Below are 17,572 nucleotides of genomic sequence, written 5' to 3' on the forward strand. Positions count from 1 at the left end.
GTAAGCACGGCCGCTACCAATAGAGGAAAGCATGTCTAACACCGATCTGCTGCTATCCATCATGGCCAAACTCCGTGACCCGGAAACCGGCTGTCCCTGGGACGTAAAGCAGGATTTCGATTCCATTGCGCCGTACACCATCGAAGAGGCTTTTGAGGTGGCAGAGGCGATTGCCCAACGCGATTACCCGGAACTGAAAGAGGAGCTGGGCGATCTGTTGCTGCAGGTGGTTTTCCATTCCCAGATCGCCAGTGAACGCGGCCTGTTCGATTTTGATGCCGTTGTCGATGTCCTCAACGACAAGATGGTCCGCCGTCATCCGCACGTCTTTGGTGATGCCGAAGCAGATGACGAACAGGCAGTGAAAGCCAATTGGGAACAGATCAAACAGCAGGAGCGCGCTCGCAAGGGGCGTGAGCATAGTAGCGCCATCGATGGTGTGCCGGCAGGCCTGCCAGCACTGCAGCGCGCTGGCAAGATACAAAAGAAAGCAGGCAAGGTGGGTTTCGACTGGCCTGCGCCTGCGCCCGTCCGCAATCAGGTTGATCGGGAGCTGGCAGAGCTGGACGAAGCGCTGGCCAGTGGTCACAAAGATGCCATCGAAGATGAGTTCGGCGACGTCCTTTTTACCCTCGTAAACCTGTCCCGTCATCTGAAGATCGACCCGGAGCAGGCACTTCGCCGCGCAACCAACAAGTTTGAACGGCGCTTCCGCACCATGGAGCGGGAGCAGTCCAAGTCTTTGAAATCATTAGATGAAAATGCGTTGGAAGCTGCTTGGCAGCAAGCGAAAAAATCTGCAGATTGACCCCCAATAATCCCTTCTTGTTCCTGTGAAATAAAAACTTCACATAAGAGAAACTTTTCAGTCATCCACTCTCCCCATACTGCGCCACCAAGCAGTCAACGTTACCTCGCTTGGTTGGGGTTTCAGTCACGCTGTTACGTTGCATACAAAATATTGCCTGATTGAAGGAGTGTTGGAATGAAGAAGAATTTGCTTGCGATCGCTGTGGGGGCCGCTGTAGCCATGCCTGGTCTGGCCCTGGCCGATGGCCCGACTGTATACGGTAAAGTAAACGTTTCCCTGGAAAACGCTGAGTTCGACGATGGCGTAAACCCCAGCGACGATGCTTGGGAGCTGAACAGCAATGCGTCACGTCTGGGCGTTAAAGGGGATTTCGACCTGGACGTGGCCGGCCTGAAAGCTATCTACCAAGCTGAGTTCGAAATCAGTGTTGATGATGGCGACAAAAGCGGTCAGACCTTCACTCAGCGTAACATCTACGGTGGTTTGAAAGGCGGCTTTGGTACTCTGAAAGCGGGTAAATTCGATACCCCGACCAAGAAAGCCCAAGGCAAAATCGACCAGTTCAACGATATCGGCGGCGATATCAAGAACGTTCTGTCTGGTGAGAACCGTGTTTCCAACATCGTCCAGTACAGCACTCCTAAGCTGGGCGACATCGTAACGTTGAATGCTGCATTCATCCCTGCAGAAAACAACGACATCAACGGCGACGGTGATCCGGAAACCGGCCTGGCTGATACCATCTCCGTGTCGCTGGTCGTTGAAAAAGACATGTTCTTCGGTGCTATCTCTCACGATGCAGATATGGTCGACGAGCTGATCACTGACGAAACCACCACCAGCCCCACTATCGATATCACTCGTGTGGCTCTTGGCCTGAAGCCGGGCAACTTCGAAATCGGCGCACTGTTCCAGACTGCCGAAGAAACAGAAGCAGACGGCGAAGAAACCTCCTACATCCTGAGCGGTGCTTTCAAGATTGATCGCGTGAAGCTGAAAGCCCAGTACGGCATGAGCGAAGGTGAACTTTCCGACGAAGAAGCGACTCAGGTAAGCCTGGGTGCAGATTACAAACTGGCCAAAGCCAGCAAAGTCTACGCCTACGGTACACAGCTTGAATTCGATCTGGCCGACACAGAAGAAACCATCTTCGGTATCGGTATGGAACACAAGTTCTAAATAAAAAAGCTCAGGCAACATAGATTGCCTGAGCCAGCTTTCCTCGACGCAAGTAACAGTTGCCCGCCTTTTGGCGGGCTTTTTTATATTGGAGGGCAGCACAAACCCGCAAGGGTTGATAGAAGAAGGAAAGGTATTGAGATTTAATAGTGCGCTATTTAATATTGAGCTATGAACCAATCAATTAAACCAAACAACGGATCGCTGGATCTGGATATGCAGGTCTGTTTTGCCCTGTACTCCGCCCAGCTGGCGATGAACAAGGTCTACCGCAAGTTGCTCAAAGCGCTCGGGCTGACGTACCCCCAATATCTGGTGATGATGGTGTTGTGGGAGCAGGATGCGCAGTCGGTGTCGGAAATTGGTGAGCGGTTGTATCTGGATTCTGCCACGTTAACGCCGTTGCTGAAGCGACTTGAAACTGCCGAGCTGGTGAAACGTGCTCGTTCTCGTGCGGATGAACGACAGGTGGAAATTTGCCTGACCAGCCAGGGCAAGGCATTGAGGGAATCCGCGCAGTCGGTGCCTGAAGCCATATTGTGTTCCACGCAGTGTGAACCGGAGCATCTGCGGCAATTGCGCGATGATCTGCATGCGCTGCGCGGCAGATTGGCGGATAGCGATTTATCGGCTTGAAAACATCGGCAACGGAAGTATTAAAGGGGCGAGGCCTCTTTTTTTAAACACTTCTAAATAGCGCACTATTTAATAGTGAGCATAATGGAAAGGAGAATGATGATGAGTCTGGAAAAAGTACTGTACGAAGCGAAAGCGACGGCGACAGGCGGCCGGGACGGCAAGGCTGCCAGTGATGATGGCCAGCTAAGCGTCAAGTTAGCGACACCAAAGGCCCTGGGCGGCTCAGGGGGTGAAGGTACAAACCCGGAACAGCTGTTCGCGGCGGGGTATTCTGCATGTTTTCTCGGAGCATTGAAGTTGGTTGCTGGCAAAACGAAGGTGGCATTACCTGATGAAACGGCGATTACCGGGCAGGTAGGGATTGGTCCTTTAGGTGGCGGTTTTGGCATTCAGGCAACCTTGAACGTGCATATTCCGGGCTTGAAGCAGGATGAAGCGCAAGCGCTGGTGGAAAAGGCGCACCAGGTTTGTCCGTATTCCAACGCCACTCGCGGCAACATCGACGTGGAATTGGTGGTGACGGTATAGCTTTCCGGTCATCAAGCCAGCCTTCATGTGGCTGCTTCTCAATAAAGCGTAAAAGAAGCAGCCTGCGGGCTGCTTTTTTGCTCTGTCTTCGTTTTACTGGTGTGGGAGCGCGGTGGAACTGCTTTTCCACCGATGAGTCTGATCACAATGACCAAAACGAGGACCTGCCATGATGCGCAATAGCAACGCTCTTTTATCTTCATTACTGCTGGGGGCAGCTTTGTCCTTTGCCGGTTGTGACCAGCCAGAACAGGATGCGCAACGGTTACCGGATGAGAGGGCGAAGCAGGAAAACGCTCAGCAGCGCGTGCTTGCCGGGAAGGTGATGTACCGCGAGCGGATGGCTATGCCGCCTGAGGCAACGGTGACGGTGACCTTGGCGGATGTGTCTCGGGCAGATGCGCCGGCGCAATTGATTGCCGAGCAGCAGATTGATAACCCAGGGAATGTCCCAGTGCCTTTTGCGTTACGCTATGACAAGTCTTTTGCGCAGAACAGTCACCCGATGGCTTACGCCGTGCGTGCGGAAGTCCGCGATGGTGAGGGGCGCTTGCTATGGACGACCACTCAGCGTCATACGGTGGAACTGGGTGAGAAGGAAGCTAATCAGAATGTCACCATCATGCTGGAGCGCGTCGCTTCGGATGCCCAGGCAAAGCCGGCTACCAACACAGCGCAGGCCAAAGCGGACGGGGCCAATTTCTGGGCTGCCGGAAACGAGCCGGGTTGGCACCTGGCGATTTATCCGGAGGAGCGGCTGGTCTTCGTGTGGGACTACGGCAACAGCAGCATGACGACACCGAACCCCGGGGCGAAAACTGAAGGCCCAGAGACCATTTACATGGCCAGCACTGAGACCGGTGCTTTGAAAGTCGAAATCAGTGAACAGGAATGTGAAGACGTGATGAGCGGTGAAGCCTCTGCTTATAAGGTGAAGGTGACTCGTAACAACACCTTGTACAGTGGCTGTGGTCAGGACTTGTGACACGGCAGTAAATAAGTTTCTGGTAGGATAGCGCTGAGCGGCCGGAAGGGGCCGCGATTCATAACGAAAAAGGATGGCCGGTATGTTGAGTTACGTGGCCCTTGGCCTGCTGTTTTTTGTGGCGCTGGTGCTGTTTTACGGCATCATCGCTATTCACGATATTCCCTACGATATAGCTAAAAGCCGTAATCACCCGCACCAGGATGCAATCCATGTGGCGGGTTGGGTCAGCTTGTTTACTTTGCATGTCATGTGGCCGTTTTTATGGATCTGGGCCACCTTGTACCGGCCGGAGCGGGGTTGGGGATTCCAGCAGATTGAGGAAAAACAGCGCAGGGAGGAATCCCTAGTGACGGAGCTTGAGGAGAAGGTTAACGCCCAGTCCGAGCGGTTGGAGCGGTTGGAGCAATTGTTGGCTAAGCAGACAGGCCAGAACGGGGAGGGGAATCTCTGATGGAAACTTTATTGCTCCTTACCTATGCCGCTATCTGCATTTTTATCTTCAAGGTATTCAAGGTTCCGTTGAATAAATGGACTGTCCCCTCCGCTGTTCTGGGCGGCATTGCGCTGGTTGGTGGGTTGGTACTGTTCATGAACTACAACCATCCGTTTACCGATAAAGTACGCCAGGTGTATGTGGTCACACCGCTTGTCTCGGAAGTTCGCGCCCGGGTCCTTGAGGTGCCAGTGAAAGCCAACACACGGGTGAAGCAGGGTGAGCCGCTGGTGGTGCTGGACAGCACCCGGTTTAAAGCTCGGGTGGCTCAGCTTGAAGCGCAGCTGGCAGACACGGGGCAGCTGGCTCAGGGGAATGTGGCGGTGGTGGCGGAGGCGCGAGCAAAAGTTAGCCAGGCCACGGCTGAACGGGATCAGGCACTACATAAATTGCGCCGTTACGAAGGCGCGCCCACCGCCTTCAGCAAGCAACAAATTGATACGCAGTTTGAGCGTACCGTTGCGACCAACGCGGACTTGGAAGCGGCGAAAGCTGCTTTGGCAAAAGCCGAGACCGAATTGAATGGCTCTGTGGATGGTGACGACCCTTCTGTGGCGGCGGTGAAAGCCCAGCTTGAAGAGGCCCGCTTCAACCTGGAGAACACCATCATTCGGGCTCCCACTGATGGATTCGTGACTCAGCTGGCGGTGTTACCCGGCATGATGGCGGTGCCGTTGCCGCTAAAGCCCCTGGCTAACTTCGTTAGCGATCAGGAGCGTCGCTTCGTGGCGGCGTTCCGTCAGCAATCGTTGTTGCGGCTGCAAGCGGGGTCTGACGCGGAGCTGACCTTCACGTCTCTGCCGGGGCAAGTGTTTAGTGCCAAGCTGGTTGAGGTGTTGCCGACTATTGCTGAATCACAATTGGCGGCAGGGCAGCGCCTGGTTGGTGGGGAGGCTTTCCAGCGTATGGATAACGAAACCCTGACCATGATCGAGATAGAAAAAAGCGAAGCCGTAGAGGCATTGCCGCTGGGGGTTAGTGCCCAGGCGGCGGTGTATTCCGAGCACTTTCATCATGTGGCGATCATGCGACAGATTTTGCTGAGAATGATGAGCTGGCAGCATTATCTTTATCTGGATCATTGATGCGGGTCGTCACGATCCTCTGATGGTGTAGTGCGGGTGGCCTTTGGGCCGCCCGTTTTCGTTGCGGGGGCAAGTAAGTGGTAGATAAACCGGCCCACGCCTAGCCAGAGCAACAGGCTGAGTAGCAGAAAAAATACGCTGCCATCGTCGTAGAGTGCGCTGGCGAGCGGCCAGAACACAATGCCACTGACCAGTAAGGCCATAAAAATAGCCAGCTGCTGGCGTCGGCGCAGGCTGTCGGGGGATATTTTGGAGGGCATAGGCATGGCAATGAGCGGTTCGGTCACAGAGCGAATTACCTTACCATAACGCCCTGTGTTCTATCTGTCCCGGAGGCTACCCATCGACGGTTACCCTGTTCCCGCATCGTCCATTGATCGCGAAATCGTCATCAATAAAAGCCGGTTTATTACCTGGCTACGACCTGTGGCGCACCGGGACGAGGCCATGGCCATTGTTGAAGACGCCCGCCAGCGTTACCCGGATGCCTCTCACCATTGTTATGCCTATTTGCTGGGCAGCCCGGCCTCTGCGCAGGCGGCCATGAATGACGATGGCGAGCCGTCGGGGACAGCAGGCAAGCCTATTTTTAATGTCATCCAGCACAAGGGGGTGAGCGATGTGCTGGTGGTAGTGATTCGCTACTTCGGTGGCGTAAAGCTGGGGGCGGGAGGCCTGGTGCGTGCGTATGCGGCGGCGGCAGAATCAGTGTTGTCGGAGGTCGAACGTGTAGAGCACGCACCGCAGACAACCGTGCAGCTCGAGGTGCCGTTTGCGTTGGAGCAACGTATTCGCCTTTGGGCCGCTCAGCATGCTGCCCAGGTGGGCGAAGTAATCTATGGGCAACAGGTGCGCATGGCGGTGCTCTGTCTCACCGTGGATTGCGAAGACTTGCTCGCGCTGTGTGCCGCAGAGCAAATAACCGTCCTCAGCACATGAAAATGACTGCTTTGTCGATTCTTGTGTCGTAATCCGCCCTTTTCGTTGCCGGTCTAACCCGGCAGGCTGAAAAGAAAAGGAGCGTTGTTATGAGTGATAGGCCTGTTATTGATCCTAATCCCAAAAAATTGCCTGAGATTTTTGCATCTCTCCCGGCAGATACTCCCATCGTGATGCTGAATCTGCTGCGCTTTAAGGACAAAGCCGTCTATAAGGATGGCGAGGCAGATTACAGTGGCCGCGAGGCTTACCAGAAGTACTCCGACGTGGCCTTTGGCAAGGTGCGCGGGGTCGGTGGTGAGATGGTATGGAAGGGCAAGGCCTTGGCGGCGGTGATTGCGCCGGAGAATGAGCAGTGGGATGACGTATTACTGGTTCGCTACCCCTCCAAAGACGCCTTTGCTTCCATGTTGGCGGACCCGGAATACAAGGAAGCCACCAAACACCGCACCGCCGCTCTGCAGGAAGCCCGCCTGGTTGCCATGCAAGAAAGCTGAAGCACTTAATAGTGAGGCGACTAATGGATAGAGAATAACGAGGACAGAGTGGCCCGGTTGGACAGGGGGGCTCCGGGGGGTTAGTAGTAGTCTTCCTATCTCATTATTCACTATTCACTGGTGTTGCCATGTCCAACCAACCTGTAGGTATTCCCATTCCCGGTGGTCACACCATGCGTGCTCGCTGGCTGCGCCCTGACAGCCCTCAGCCGCATAAGGCGGCGGTCATCGCGATCCACGATATTTTCGGTTATACCGACGACATTGAACGCATTGCCCAGCGCCTGGCTGATAATGGTTACCCGGTTCTGGTGCCTGACCTGTATGACTTGCCCGGCAGCAAGGCGTTGTGTGTGGTGAAGACGCTGAAAGCCCATGAAACCGGCAAAGGGCCAGCCTTTGCGCAGCTGGAAGCCTGCCGCGAATGGTTGCTGGCGCAAAGCGAAGAGCCGGTGTCTCAGGTGGGGGTAATGGGGTTTTGTATGGGCGGGCGCTTCGCGGTGCTGTATGCCAGCCAAGCGCCGGTGCAGGTGGTCGCGCCTTTTTACGGCGGTATTCCCAAAAAGGCTGAAACGTTGCGCGGCATCTGCCCCGCGGTGGGTGGCTGGGGCAAGCAGGACATGCTTTACGGTGATCATGGCGAGCGTTTGGCCAGCCACATGGAATCGCTCGGTGTGCCTCACGATATCCGCAGTTATGAAGACGTGGGTCACTCCTTCATGAACGATCATCAGACCTTCACGTTCAAGAAGCTCGGTCCGTTACCGCCGCTACGTTCCAAGTTTGACGCGGGGGCTTCCGAAGACAGCTGGCAACGGGTGCTGGTGTTTTTTGAAAAGGTTTTCAGCGGTGAGTTGAGCGTTACGCCTGAGGCCTGACGCCGAATGCCCGAGGCTAAAAGCGGCTCGGGCGGTTTTGTTTAGTCAGGTCTCAGGCGACTTAAGCGCCTGTCCTCAATCCCGGGATCCAACTCTTACTTATCACAAGCACCGAGCCATTTGGCTTCGCTATGGGTGGTCATGGACTGCTTGTTACCGGTGACCGTGATGCTGGTGCTGTAATGTTTGGGATTGTGCAGCACCATTTCACCGCGAATCTTGGTGGGAGTGTTGTTGCCGGGCATCTTGCAGTTGGTGCTCCAGTGCAATGTATTGCCGCTACGGTTCACTTCGCCGGCCCCGCAGCCTCCCTGTTTCCAGCTGTCACGCATGGCTATTTCCGGGTTGGCCGCCTGGGCTTGCGTCAGGCATTCCTTGCGGACCTGATTGCGCATGGCGTCTGGCACGGCAGGTGAATTCAGCTTGGCGGTTATCTCCCAAAGCCCGGGGGTGAGCGGGTTGGCCTGGGCTGCCAGCGAGGCAAGGCTCAAGGGCAGGGCGGTCAGTAAACACAGGCCAAGTCGGGTAGCAGTATTCATAACGATTCCCTTCGCGAGTACAGGTTTGGGGCAGCCCCGGTGTACCGGCGCCAGTTAGCCTGGGCGCTGGCTAAGGGGGAATTCGCACAGATCCGCGATCAGGCAATCGCCGCACTTGGGTTTGCGGGCCATGCACACATAGCGGCCATGCAGAATCAGCCAGTGATGAGCATCGCGCAGAAATTCCTCCGGCACCAGCCTAACCAGCCGTTTTTCGACCTCCAGCACGTTTTTCCCCGGGGCAATACGGGTGCGATTGGATACCCGGAAGATGTGGGTGTCCACGGCCATGGTGGGGTAGCCGTAGGCGGTGTTGAGCACTACATTGGCGGTTTTTCGGCCCACGCCGGGAAGGGCTTCCAGTTCTTCCCGGGTTCGGGGCACCTGGCTTTCATGTTGTTCGACCACAATACGGCATAACTGGATGATGTTTTCGGCCTTGGAGTTAAACAGGCCGATGGTCTTGATGTACTCTTTAAGCCCGTCGACACCCAGTGCAAAGATCGCTTCCGGGGTATTGGCCACCGGATACAGGCGTGCGGTGGCTTTATTGACGCCCACATCGGTGGCCTGGGCCGAGAGCACCACGGCAACCAGCAGCTCGAAATCCGACTGGTATTCCAGTTCGGTGGTCGGGTGCGGGTTCTGGGCACGCAGACGGGAAAAAATTTCGGTACGTTTCTCGCGGTTCATAGCATCATCCTGTGTTCGCGGGGCAGTATAGCGGATGAAGCGGCGGCTGTGAGGAGGAGACCCTTCGTCACAGCCGCCTGTCGGGCCTGCAGGTGCGGGTCGAAGAAGGAGAGTTAGATGCAGTTTTCCGCCATGGAAACCCTGATGGTTGCCTTGTTGGTGTTGGGCATTGGTCAATGGCTGGTACACCGGATTTCCATCTTGTCCCGCTTGAATATGCCGGAACCCGTGGTGGGTGGCTTACTGGCCACTATCATCGTGACGGGGCTTCAGATCGGTGGCGTTTCCCTGACATTCGATGAAAGCATGAAGGTCCCCTCCATGCTGTTTTTCTTCGGGGCAGTGGGTTTGGCCGCAGACTTCCGTCTGCTCAAGCAGGGCGGCTGGGCCATGTTGTTGTTTGCGGTGCTGGTGATCGTGCTGGTCGCCCTGCAGGATCTGGCCGGTGTCGGTATGGCCAAGCTGCTGGGGCTGGATCCCTACTATGGCTTGATCGGGGGCTCTGTGACCATGACCGGTGGCCACGGCACGGGCGCGGCCTGGGCCAGTGTCTTCGAGAAGGATTTCGGGCTCACTGGTGTGTCCGAACTGGCAGCCGCATCGGCCACCTTTGGTCTGGTATTCGGTGCCCTGCTGGGTGGCCCGTTGGCCATGTTCCTGATTCGTCGCTACCGAATCGCCGCTCCCGCCCACGGGGCGGCCGATGAGGATGCGGCCTACGACAAGGCAGAACGGCCGCACCCCATTTCGGCGGGTAGCGTGATCCGTATTCTCATGCTGCTATCTGTCGGCGTGGTGGTCGGCAAGGTGGCGGCGGAAGAGTTTGCTTCCGTGTTCCGCCTGCCAACGTTCGTGTGGGTGTTGTTCGTGTGCATCTTGTTGGGCAATACCGCCCGCCGCTTGTGGCGTGTTAACGACGCAACCATCGATGTGGTGGGCAACACGGCGTTGGGAATTTTCCTGGCGATTACCCTGATGAGCTTACAACTGCTGCAGCTGGTGGATCTGGCGTTGCCCATGTTGGCGATGTTGGTGGGCCAGGTGCTGCTGGCGCTGACGTTCATTACTTTTGTGACCTTCCGGCTGATGGGGCGTAACTACGATTCTGCGGTGTTGTGCGCGGGTCATTGCGGCTTTGCCATGGGCGCGACCCCAACCGCTGTAGCGAACATCCAGGCGGTAACGCAGCACCACGGTCCGTCGCCGTTGGCGTTTATTATCGTGCCAGTGGTGGGGGGCTTCATCGTGGATATTGCCAATGCCACGATCATTCAGACCTTTGTGTCGGTGCTGTCGGGCTGATTCAGAAGGCGGGCTCTTACGGCGTGTCGAGCAGACACAAAAAAGCCCGCAAACGCGGGCTTTTTTGTGTGCGAGTGAGGGTTACTGGGTAACCACATCACCGTCTTCAATACGCAGGCGCTCGCCGGGTTTTTTGTCCATGCGAATCGTGTCTTCATTTTCATTGAAGGTGTAGGTGACGTCGTAGCCTTCGGTGCGGCTTTTGTCTTCCATCACCGTGTTACAACGTTGCTCGGTGGTGGTCTGGGTATTTTTTTGCTGCATGCCTTTCTGGATCTGGTTACCGGCAACACCACCGGCAATAGCACCGCCGGCGGTGGCGGCATCTTTACCGCTACCGCCACCGAACTGGTGACCGACAACGCCGCCGATAACGGCACCAACAACACTCCCTGTTACTCTGTGCTTGTCCTTGACGGGTTTTTGACTTTCCACGTTAACCTGCTGGCACACCTCGCGCGGTTCCTGCCAGGTTTTCACAATGGGCTCCACGTTAGTCACTTTGGCATAACCTGATTTTTGCGGGGTGACTGCCTGATAAGCACCATAACCCACGCCTGCGACGGCCACGGCACCCACGATACTCAGGGCGGCAATTGCTGCGCTTTTCATGGCTGACTCCTTATTCCGTTATTTCCCGATTAGAGCCAGTCTGGCATAGAGAGTTCGTCTTGGGAGGGGGAACAATTGCAAAACAGTGTGAAGGTAAAAAGCGGGTAAAAAGTCTCCTAAACGTTGTGGTATTGTCGCTTGTGCATGGGTTTGCAGCCCCTTAAACAGGAGTGCTGATACATGGGGTTGTTGGTACGACGTTGAATCATGTGATTTTTTTCCGCCATCGAAGGTGGGTATAGGGGGGGGGGGCATGGAACAGATATCGGGCACAGAACCGGTCGCCACTGCGCAGTTGGACGCGCAATTACAGGCAGAATATTTTCATCTCACCAGCCTGATTGATTCTTTTGATCAGAAGTCACTGACGATCAAGGCCTGGAGTGTGACGCTGGCAGGGATCCTGGCCGGTTCCGGTGCGTTTTTTGATCGCCCGGCGCTGTTGTGGGTGGGGGTGATGGGTAGTGTATTGTTCTGGTTGGTGGAAGGGCACTGGAAGGCATTTCAGTCTGCCCATTATGCGCGTATCGAAAAAATCGAGGCGCATTTTCGTGGCGAGGTGGACGAAATTTCCCCCTTCCAGAGCGCCGATAGTTGGGAGCGCAGCCGCCGCGCCGGCGGTATGAAAGAACTGCTGCGCATTCTGCGCTGGCGCCACGTTTTTCTGCCACACGGGCTGGTGGCGGTGGCGTTGTTGGTGGCAGGGTTGGTGCTGTAGGAGCGGCGCTCGAGCCGCGAAAGGGGTTGCCGCTGGAGCGTCGCTGGCGGCGCGATAACAACAGCCGCGAGTTGCGAGAAGCGAGTTTCGAAAAGCAGAATCTCAAAGAACAAACGTTTCAGGCTTTCGCGACCCGGAACGACTTTATCGCGCCGCCAGCGACGCTCCTACGAGAGTGCAGTGGTGCGGCTCAACTGACTTTCCCGGTGGTGCGCACACGGCGACTGACTTTGGGTTCGTCGCTGGCTTTGCGTTTTTGGGCCTCTTTCAGGCGTTTGTCGATCACGTTCTTGCCGGCGATGATCAGGCCCAGACCCAGGAAGGCGCCGGGAGGCAGGATGGCCAGTAAAAAACCGCCGTAGTTGTCGATGACTGTGAGTTCCCAGTTGGCCGCCATGGGCCCGAACAGCAGCTGCATGTTGGTGAACAGAGTGCCCTGGCCAACCAGTTCGCGCATGCCGCCGAGAATCAGCAGAATCACCAGAAACCCCATGCCCATCATGAAGCCGTCCACCATGGAAGGAAGGACAGCGTTCTTGCTGGCGAAGGCGTCGGCACGGCCTAGCACCGCGCAGTTGGTCACGATTAACGGAATGAAGATGCCGAGGATTTCGTACAGCTCGAACGTATAGGCCTGCATCAGCATTTCAATCACCGTCACCATGGCGGCGATGATCATTACGAAAGCGGGCAGTCGTACTGCATCGGTGACGTAATGGCGGATCAGCGAGACGCAGGCGTTGGAGCCCATCAGCACCACCAGGGTGGCGAGCCCCAGGCCCATGGCGTTCACCACGGAACCGGTCACCGCAAGCAATGGGCACAGGCCAAGAATCTGTACGGTGGCCGGATTGTTATTCCACAGACCGTCCATGCTGATCTTTTTGTAATTAATGTCACTCATCGCAGGTCTCCACCGGGGTGGTGTCAGCAGGGGCGTCGAACAGAACACTCTGGTTGGCGGCGAAATACTGCAGGGCGCGGTGTACCGCACCGACAACGGCGCGGGGGGTAATGGTGGCGCCGGTAAAGCTGTCGAATTCGCCGCCGTCTTTCTTCACGGCCCAGCCCTGGCTGTCGGGGTTACCCAGAGAGTGGCCGTCAAAACCAAGGATCCAGTCAGATTTTTTGGTTTCGATACTGTCACCCAGACCGGGGGTTTCATTGTGGGGCGGTACCACCCGCACGCCTTGAACCTGGCCCTGAGTGTCTACGCCAACGAGCAGGGCAATAGCGCCACCGTAACCGTCCGGTGCGGTGGCTTCCAGCACCGCGCCGTTATCCTCGCCATTCAGGCGGGCCCGGTATAAATGCTGTGATTCACGGCCCAGTAATGGATCGTTCACGGTGATGCGGTCGGCGAGCAAATCGTTGTCATGCTGATCGTGTGGCATCACCTGGTTCAGCGAACTCATCAGCGCCTGCTGTTTGTTGCAGCGCACCTGATCCAGCGTGGCTTCATTGGTAATGGCCAGGGTGGCGGCGGTACCAATAGCGAACAGTCCGAGGATCACCGCATTCTTGGTGATGGCGTGGCGCATCATCAGCTGACCCCTCGATTGGATGACTTGTGCCCGTAAGTTCGCGGCTGGGTGTAGTAATCAATAAAGGGCGCGGACAAGTTAAGTAGCAACACGGAGAAGGCTACCGCGTCCGGGTAGCCGCCAAAGCTGCGAATCACCCAGATCAACACACCGATCAAAAGTGCATAGATCAGGCGGCCCATGCGGCTGGTGGCGGCACTGACCGGGTCGGTGGCGATGAAGAACGCACCGAGCATGGCGCCGCCAGAAAACAGCTGGAACAGTGGGTCGGCAAAGCGTACCGGGTCGATCAGCCAGGCCACCAAGGCAGGCAAGCTCAGGCCGGCGAGAAAGCCTACGGGAATGTGCCAGGTGATGATCTTGCGGCTGATCAGGTAGAGACCGCCCAACAGAAACGCCAGGTTGACCCATTCCCAGCCCAGCCCGGCAAATTGGCCATGCAGAATGCTGTGGCTGGCCAGTTCAGGTTCATTACCGGCCCAGGTACGGAACGTATCCAGTGGGGTGGCACCGCTGAGGCCATCCACCGGCAGTTGTCCGGTAAACAGTTGCCAGCTTTGTATGAAAGAGGGCGGCTCACCGGGCATAACCCACTGGGTCATGGCCACGGGGAAGGAAATCAGCAGCAACACATAGCCGACCATGGCCGGGTTGAACGGGTTCATGCCCAGTCCGCCATAGAGCTGCTTGGCGACAATGATGGCAAAGCTCACCCCGATCAGGGTTAGCCACCAGGGAGCCGTGGGCGGCAGGGCCAGGCCCAGCAGTACCGCGGTCAGTACCGCACTGTAGTCTTTTAGATAGAAGGCAATATCGCGGCCCCGGGCCTTCAGGAACAGCGCTTCACTGATTACCGCAACGGACACGGCCCAGAGCACATTGATCACTGAGCCCCAGCCAAACTGCCAGGTCAGAACGGCGAGGCCGGGCAGGGTGGCGTAGATCACCTGACGCATGAACGCGCCGGTGTTGTTCTTCACTGTGGCATGGGGGGAGGTGGACGTGATCAGGCTCATAAGCACACTCCGTGTGCAGCCTGAGGCCGGACGCTCGACGCCAGACGCAGATTCGCGTCTCGAGCGACGCTCCTACGGAAATATGGGGCCAGTGTCAGGCGTTTGGCCTCAAGCATCGAGCGTCTATTCATTCTGCCAATCCTTGTTCTTCTACCGCCTGCTTGAGGGCTTTGCGGGCAATCTGGGTTTCGCTTTCCAGCGCCTGTAGTTCAGAGCTGAGCGCTTCCAGGGTGTCTTCCGAGGCGCTGCTGCGTTGCTGTTCCAGTTCCTGCTGCTTGTCGGCCAGGGCACTTTCTGCGCGGGCGGCTTCCAGCTTCAGGGTTTTTAAATCCTTGCCGGTGTGGGCGCGGATATCCGCTTTGGCTTCTTCCACCAGCGCATCAAGGGCGTCGCGGGCGTTGTCGGCCTTGGCTTTCAGTTTGTCGATTTTTACCTGCATGGCGTTCAGTTCGTCAGCGCTGGCGGTTTCATTACGCTCGGCTCGCTCGTACGCCGCGTGGGCTTCCTTGTACTGCTTGTGCGCCATGTTGTAGGCGGTTTTCAGGCCCTTGAGTCGCTTTTGGCGCTTGGCGGCTTGCTCCGGATCCACTTCAGCCAAGGACTGCGGTGCCTGTTCTTCCGGCACGGCGGGGCTGTCAGTGGTGGCGGTTGCTGCCGGCGCCGCTTTCGGCGCAGGCGGTGCTGCGGCCTTGGCGTCGCGCAGCTCTGCCTTTAGTTGATCAGCGATGGCTTTCAGGCGAGCGGCTTCGGCGTGCAAGTCTGCCGCGTTGTCGGCGCCATCTTTGTCGGCTTGTTTTGCGGTTTTTACCGCTGCCTTGTAGGCCAGAGACGCATCGCCCACCTGTTTTTTCAGCGCTGATACCGGATCGGGTTGTTCGACCGTTGTGGGAGCTGATGCCGTGGGAGAGGGCGTAGCCGGTGCATTGGCCTTGGCGTCACGTAACTCCACTTTCAACTGATCGGCGACGGCCTTCAGTTGGTCGGCTTCAGCGCGCAGGGTGGCGGCGTTGTCTGCACCTTCTTCTTCCGCTTGTTTGGCTGCTTTCACGGCGGACTTGTACGCGGAGGACGCCTCGCCAACCTGTTTCTTCAACTCGGCCATCGGGTCTGCTTGAGCAACCGGGGCGCTAGCCGCTGGGGCATTCGCCTTGGCATCGCGCAGTTCCGCCTTAAGTGTGTCGGCGGCGGCTTTCAGCCGGTCAGCTTCAGTTTTTAACTCGGCCACATTGTCAGCGTCATCGGCTTCGGCGGCTTTGACCGCTTTTACCGCCGCCTTGTAAGCACTGGACGCGTCGCCAACCTGCTTCTTGAGTTTGGCCACGGTGTCTTCCGCCGGTGCTGTCGCAACGGGGGCGCCGTCTTTAGCGTCACGCACGGCTGCCTTGGCCTTGTCGGCCACCGCTTTGAGCCGGTCCACGTCCGCTTTCAGGTCAGCAAGGTTATCTGCATTTTCCGCTTCTGCTGCCTTGGCCGCTTTCACGGCCGCCTTGTAGGCCTTGGAGGCATCCAGTGACGCCTGCTTCAGGGCAGCAGTATCCACGGTATTGGCTGCTGCTGGTCCGGCTTCTTTCTTCTTGCGATTGGCTTCCAGGCGCGCCTGGCGACGGGCTTCTTTCTCCGCCTGTTCCTGCTCGATACGGGCCTGGCGCGCTTCGAAGCGCTGGCGGGCCTTGTCGGCTTTTACCTGATCCGCCGCTTGCTGGCGCACTTCACCCTTGGCGTAGCGGTAGTACTGCACCAGCGGAATATGGCTGGGGCAGACATAGGCACAAGCCCCGCATTCGATGCAGTCCATCAAATTGTGGTGCTGGGCTTTTTCCAGATCGTCGTTCTTGGCGTGCCAGTACAGTTGCTGGGGCAGCAGGTTGGCCGGGCAGACTTCGGCGCAGGAACCACAGCGGATACACGGCTGTTCCGGTGGGGGTTCTGGCAGCTCTTCCGGGCTGGCGGCGATGATGCAGTTGGTGGTTTTCACCACGGGCACGCCTGGGTTGTGCAGGGTGAAGCCCATCATTGGTCCACCCATCACCAGCCGGCCTATGTCCAGACCGGCCAGGTTGCCGTGAGCCAGCAAGTCGTGAACAGGGGTGCCCAGCATTACCTCGTAATTGCCCGGTTGGCTGACCCCATCACCGGTAAGCGTAGTCACCCGTGAGATCAGCGGTTCGCCATCGCACACGGCTCGTTTAATGGCGAAGGCAGTGCCCACATTCTGGCAAACCACGCCCACTTGGGCAGGCAATTGGCCACTGGCGACTTCCTTGCCGGTGAGCAATTGAATCAGCTGCTTCTCGCCACCGGAAGGGTACTTGGTGGGCACCACACGCACTTCAATATCACAGCCTTTGCAGGCCCGCTTGATCGCGGAAATGGCCTCGGGCTTGTTGTCTTCGATACCGATCAGGGTGCGGCGCGGGTTAAGCAGGTACTGGAGAATATGGATGCCGGTAACGATCTGTTCGGCACGCTCGCGCATCAGGCGATCATCGGCGGTGATGTAGGGCTCGCACTCCACCGCATTGATCAGCAGCTGTTCCACGCGCTGATGGTCGCCCAGGTTCACCTTGATGCTGGTGGGAAAGCCGGCGCCGCCCATGCCGGCAATGCCCGCGTGGCGAATCAGGTCCACCAGCTCGCCGGGGCTTTTCTCGGTGTAATCGGCAATGCCTTGATGGTCAATCCACTGGTCTTCGCCATCCGTGTCGATAACGATACACACCGCATCCATGCCCGATGGGTGCTGGATGGGGCGCGGGCCGATGGCGCTGATGGTGCCAGAAGTGGGGGCATGAATAGCCGCGCTTACGGCGCCAATGGGCTCGGCAATCATCTGCCCTTTAAAGACCTTGTCACCGGGTGCCACCAAAGGTTTGGCGGGGGCGCCGATGTGCATGTTCAAGGGCAGCACCAGTTGCGCAGGCAACGGGCCGGGCATAATCGGCGTGCCGTTGGACAGGTGTTTCATTTCTGGCGGGTGAATGCCGCCGTGGAAGTCATGAGTGGAAGCTGGACGCCGGATGCCAGAAGCCAGACGCGCAAAAACAGAACGTGGTTTTTGGGTTTTATTTGTCTGCGTCTGGCTCACGTCTGAACTCCGGCGCCGCAGTCCAA

The 17,572-nt window shown here is 57.3% G+C and carries 20 protein-coding genes; 12 read left to right on the forward strand and 8 right to left on the reverse strand.

Features of this window, described 5'->3' with window-relative positions:
- The first annotated feature begins 31 nt into the window (after positions 1-31).
- From mazG to ABNH18_RS04520, 7 genes are all read left to right on the forward strand, one after another.
- Positions 32-808, forward strand: a complete 777-nt coding sequence (gene mazG, locus ABNH18_RS04490; protein ID WP_349381655.1) for a nucleoside triphosphate pyrophosphohydrolase — start codon at positions 32-34, stop codon at positions 806-808.
- 177 nt (positions 809-985) lie between these two features.
- The gene (locus ABNH18_RS04495; protein ID WP_349381656.1) at positions 986-1,990 is read left to right on the forward strand and encodes a porin; all 1,005 of its coding nucleotides are present in this window, start codon (positions 986-988) and stop codon (positions 1,988-1,990) included.
- Between the two features lie 171 nt (positions 1,991-2,161).
- The gene (locus ABNH18_RS04500; RefSeq protein ID WP_349381657.1) at positions 2,162-2,626 is read left to right on the forward strand and encodes a MarR family winged helix-turn-helix transcriptional regulator; all 465 of its coding nucleotides are present in this window, start codon (positions 2,162-2,164) and stop codon (positions 2,624-2,626) included.
- 102 nt (positions 2,627-2,728) lie between these two features.
- Positions 2,729-3,157 carry an organic hydroperoxide resistance protein gene (locus tag ABNH18_RS04505; protein WP_349381658.1) on the forward strand — a complete coding sequence of 143 codons (429 nt, stop codon included), beginning with the start codon at positions 2,729-2,731 and terminating at the stop codon, positions 3,155-3,157.
- A 169-nt stretch (positions 3,158-3,326) separates the two neighbouring features.
- Positions 3,327-4,142 carry a YbaY family lipoprotein gene (locus tag ABNH18_RS04510; protein WP_349381659.1) on the forward strand — a complete coding sequence of 272 codons (816 nt, stop codon included), beginning with the start codon at positions 3,327-3,329 and terminating at the stop codon, positions 4,140-4,142.
- A gap of 82 nt (positions 4,143-4,224) precedes the next feature.
- On the forward strand, positions 4,225-4,596 hold the full coding sequence (locus ABNH18_RS04515) for a DUF3302 domain-containing protein (protein ID WP_349381660.1): 372 nt from the start codon (positions 4,225-4,227) through the stop codon (positions 4,594-4,596).
- A complete protein-coding gene (locus ABNH18_RS04520) occupies positions 4,596-5,723 on the forward strand; it encodes an HlyD family secretion protein (protein ID WP_349381661.1) in 1,128 nt (375 codons plus the stop codon). The genes ABNH18_RS04515 and ABNH18_RS04520 overlap by 1 nt, the downstream gene beginning before the upstream one ends.
- On the opposite strand, the gene ABNH18_RS04525 is transcribed toward ABNH18_RS04520, so the two are convergent.
- Entirely contained in the window at positions 5,717-6,010 is a 294-nt protein-coding gene (locus tag ABNH18_RS04525; RefSeq protein WP_349381662.1) for a hypothetical protein, read from the reverse strand. The two genes, ABNH18_RS04520 and ABNH18_RS04525, sit on opposite strands and share 7 nt — an antisense overlap.
- A 28-nt stretch (positions 6,011-6,038) precedes the next feature.
- Between ABNH18_RS04525 and ABNH18_RS04530 the strand changes: the two genes are divergently transcribed.
- The 3 genes from ABNH18_RS04530 (at position 6,039) to ABNH18_RS04540 (ending at position 8,037) form a co-directional block, all read left to right on the forward strand.
- Positions 6,039-6,662, forward strand: a complete 624-nt coding sequence (locus ABNH18_RS04530; RefSeq protein WP_349381663.1) for an IMPACT family protein — start codon at positions 6,039-6,041, stop codon at positions 6,660-6,662.
- A gap of 89 nt (positions 6,663-6,751) precedes the next feature.
- Positions 6,752-7,159 (forward strand): DUF1330 domain-containing protein, encoded by a 408-nt coding sequence (locus ABNH18_RS04535; RefSeq protein WP_349381664.1) that lies wholly within the window; start codon positions 6,752-6,754, stop codon positions 7,157-7,159.
- Positions 7,160-7,287: 128 nt separating this feature from the next.
- Complete coding sequence (locus ABNH18_RS04540) at positions 7,288-8,037, forward strand: dienelactone hydrolase family protein (protein WP_349381665.1); 750 nt, start codon at positions 7,288-7,290, stop codon at positions 8,035-8,037.
- Positions 8,038-8,132: 95 nt separating this feature from the next.
- Here the strand turns inward: ABNH18_RS04540 and ABNH18_RS04545 are convergent, their stop codons facing one another.
- Both ABNH18_RS04545 and nth read right to left on the reverse strand, forming a co-directional pair.
- Entirely contained in the window at positions 8,133-8,576 is a 444-nt protein-coding gene (locus ABNH18_RS04545) for a DUF3617 domain-containing protein (RefSeq protein WP_349381666.1), read from the reverse strand.
- Between the two features lie 54 nt (positions 8,577-8,630).
- The gene (nth, locus tag ABNH18_RS04550; RefSeq protein WP_349381667.1) at positions 8,631-9,269 is read right to left on the reverse strand and encodes an endonuclease III; all 639 of its coding nucleotides are present in this window, start codon (positions 9,267-9,269) and stop codon (positions 8,631-8,633) included.
- A gap of 117 nt (positions 9,270-9,386) precedes the next feature.
- On the opposite strand from nth, the gene gltS reads away from it, so the two are divergent.
- Positions 9,387-10,571 carry a sodium/glutamate symporter gene (gene gltS, locus ABNH18_RS04555; RefSeq protein WP_349381668.1) on the forward strand — a complete coding sequence of 395 codons (1,185 nt, stop codon included), beginning with the start codon at positions 9,387-9,389 and terminating at the stop codon, positions 10,569-10,571.
- Between the two features lie 81 nt (positions 10,572-10,652).
- Here the strand turns inward: gltS and ABNH18_RS04560 are convergent, their stop codons facing one another.
- Positions 10,653-11,183: a glycine zipper 2TM domain-containing protein gene (locus ABNH18_RS04560; protein ID WP_349381669.1), complete on the reverse strand. Its 531-nt coding sequence runs from the start codon at positions 11,181-11,183 to the stop codon at positions 10,653-10,655.
- 253 nt (positions 11,184-11,436) lie between these two features.
- Here ABNH18_RS04560 and ABNH18_RS04565 point away from each other — a divergent pair, with 253 nt between their 5' ends.
- A complete protein-coding gene (locus tag ABNH18_RS04565) occupies positions 11,437-11,901 on the forward strand; it encodes a hypothetical protein (protein WP_349381670.1) in 465 nt (154 codons plus the stop codon).
- 190 nt (positions 11,902-12,091) lie between these two features.
- Here the strand turns inward: ABNH18_RS04565 and ABNH18_RS04570 are convergent, their stop codons facing one another.
- From ABNH18_RS04570 to rsxC, 4 genes are all read right to left on the reverse strand, one after another.
- Entirely contained in the window at positions 12,092-12,805 is a 714-nt protein-coding gene (locus ABNH18_RS04570) for an electron transport complex subunit E (protein ID WP_349381671.1), read from the reverse strand.
- Positions 12,798-13,445 carry an electron transport complex subunit RsxG gene (gene rsxG, locus ABNH18_RS04575; protein WP_349381672.1) on the reverse strand — a complete coding sequence of 216 codons (648 nt, stop codon included), beginning with the start codon at positions 13,443-13,445 and terminating at the stop codon, positions 12,798-12,800. The genes ABNH18_RS04570 and rsxG overlap by 8 nt, the downstream gene beginning before the upstream one ends.
- Positions 13,445-14,461 (reverse strand): electron transport complex subunit RsxD, encoded by a 1,017-nt coding sequence (rsxD, locus tag ABNH18_RS04580; RefSeq protein ID WP_349381673.1) that lies wholly within the window; start codon positions 14,459-14,461, stop codon positions 13,445-13,447. Before rsxD ends, rsxG begins: the two co-directional genes overlap by 1 nt.
- Before the next feature lie 127 nt (positions 14,462-14,588).
- Entirely contained in the window at positions 14,589-17,546 is a 2,958-nt protein-coding gene (gene rsxC, locus ABNH18_RS04585) for an electron transport complex subunit RsxC (RefSeq protein WP_502876770.1), read from the reverse strand.
- Positions 17,547-17,572: the final 26 nt, after the last annotated feature.

Source organism: Alcanivorax sp., assembly GCF_040118815.1.
GTDB lineage: Bacteria > Pseudomonadota > Gammaproteobacteria > Pseudomonadales > Alcanivoracaceae > Alcanivorax.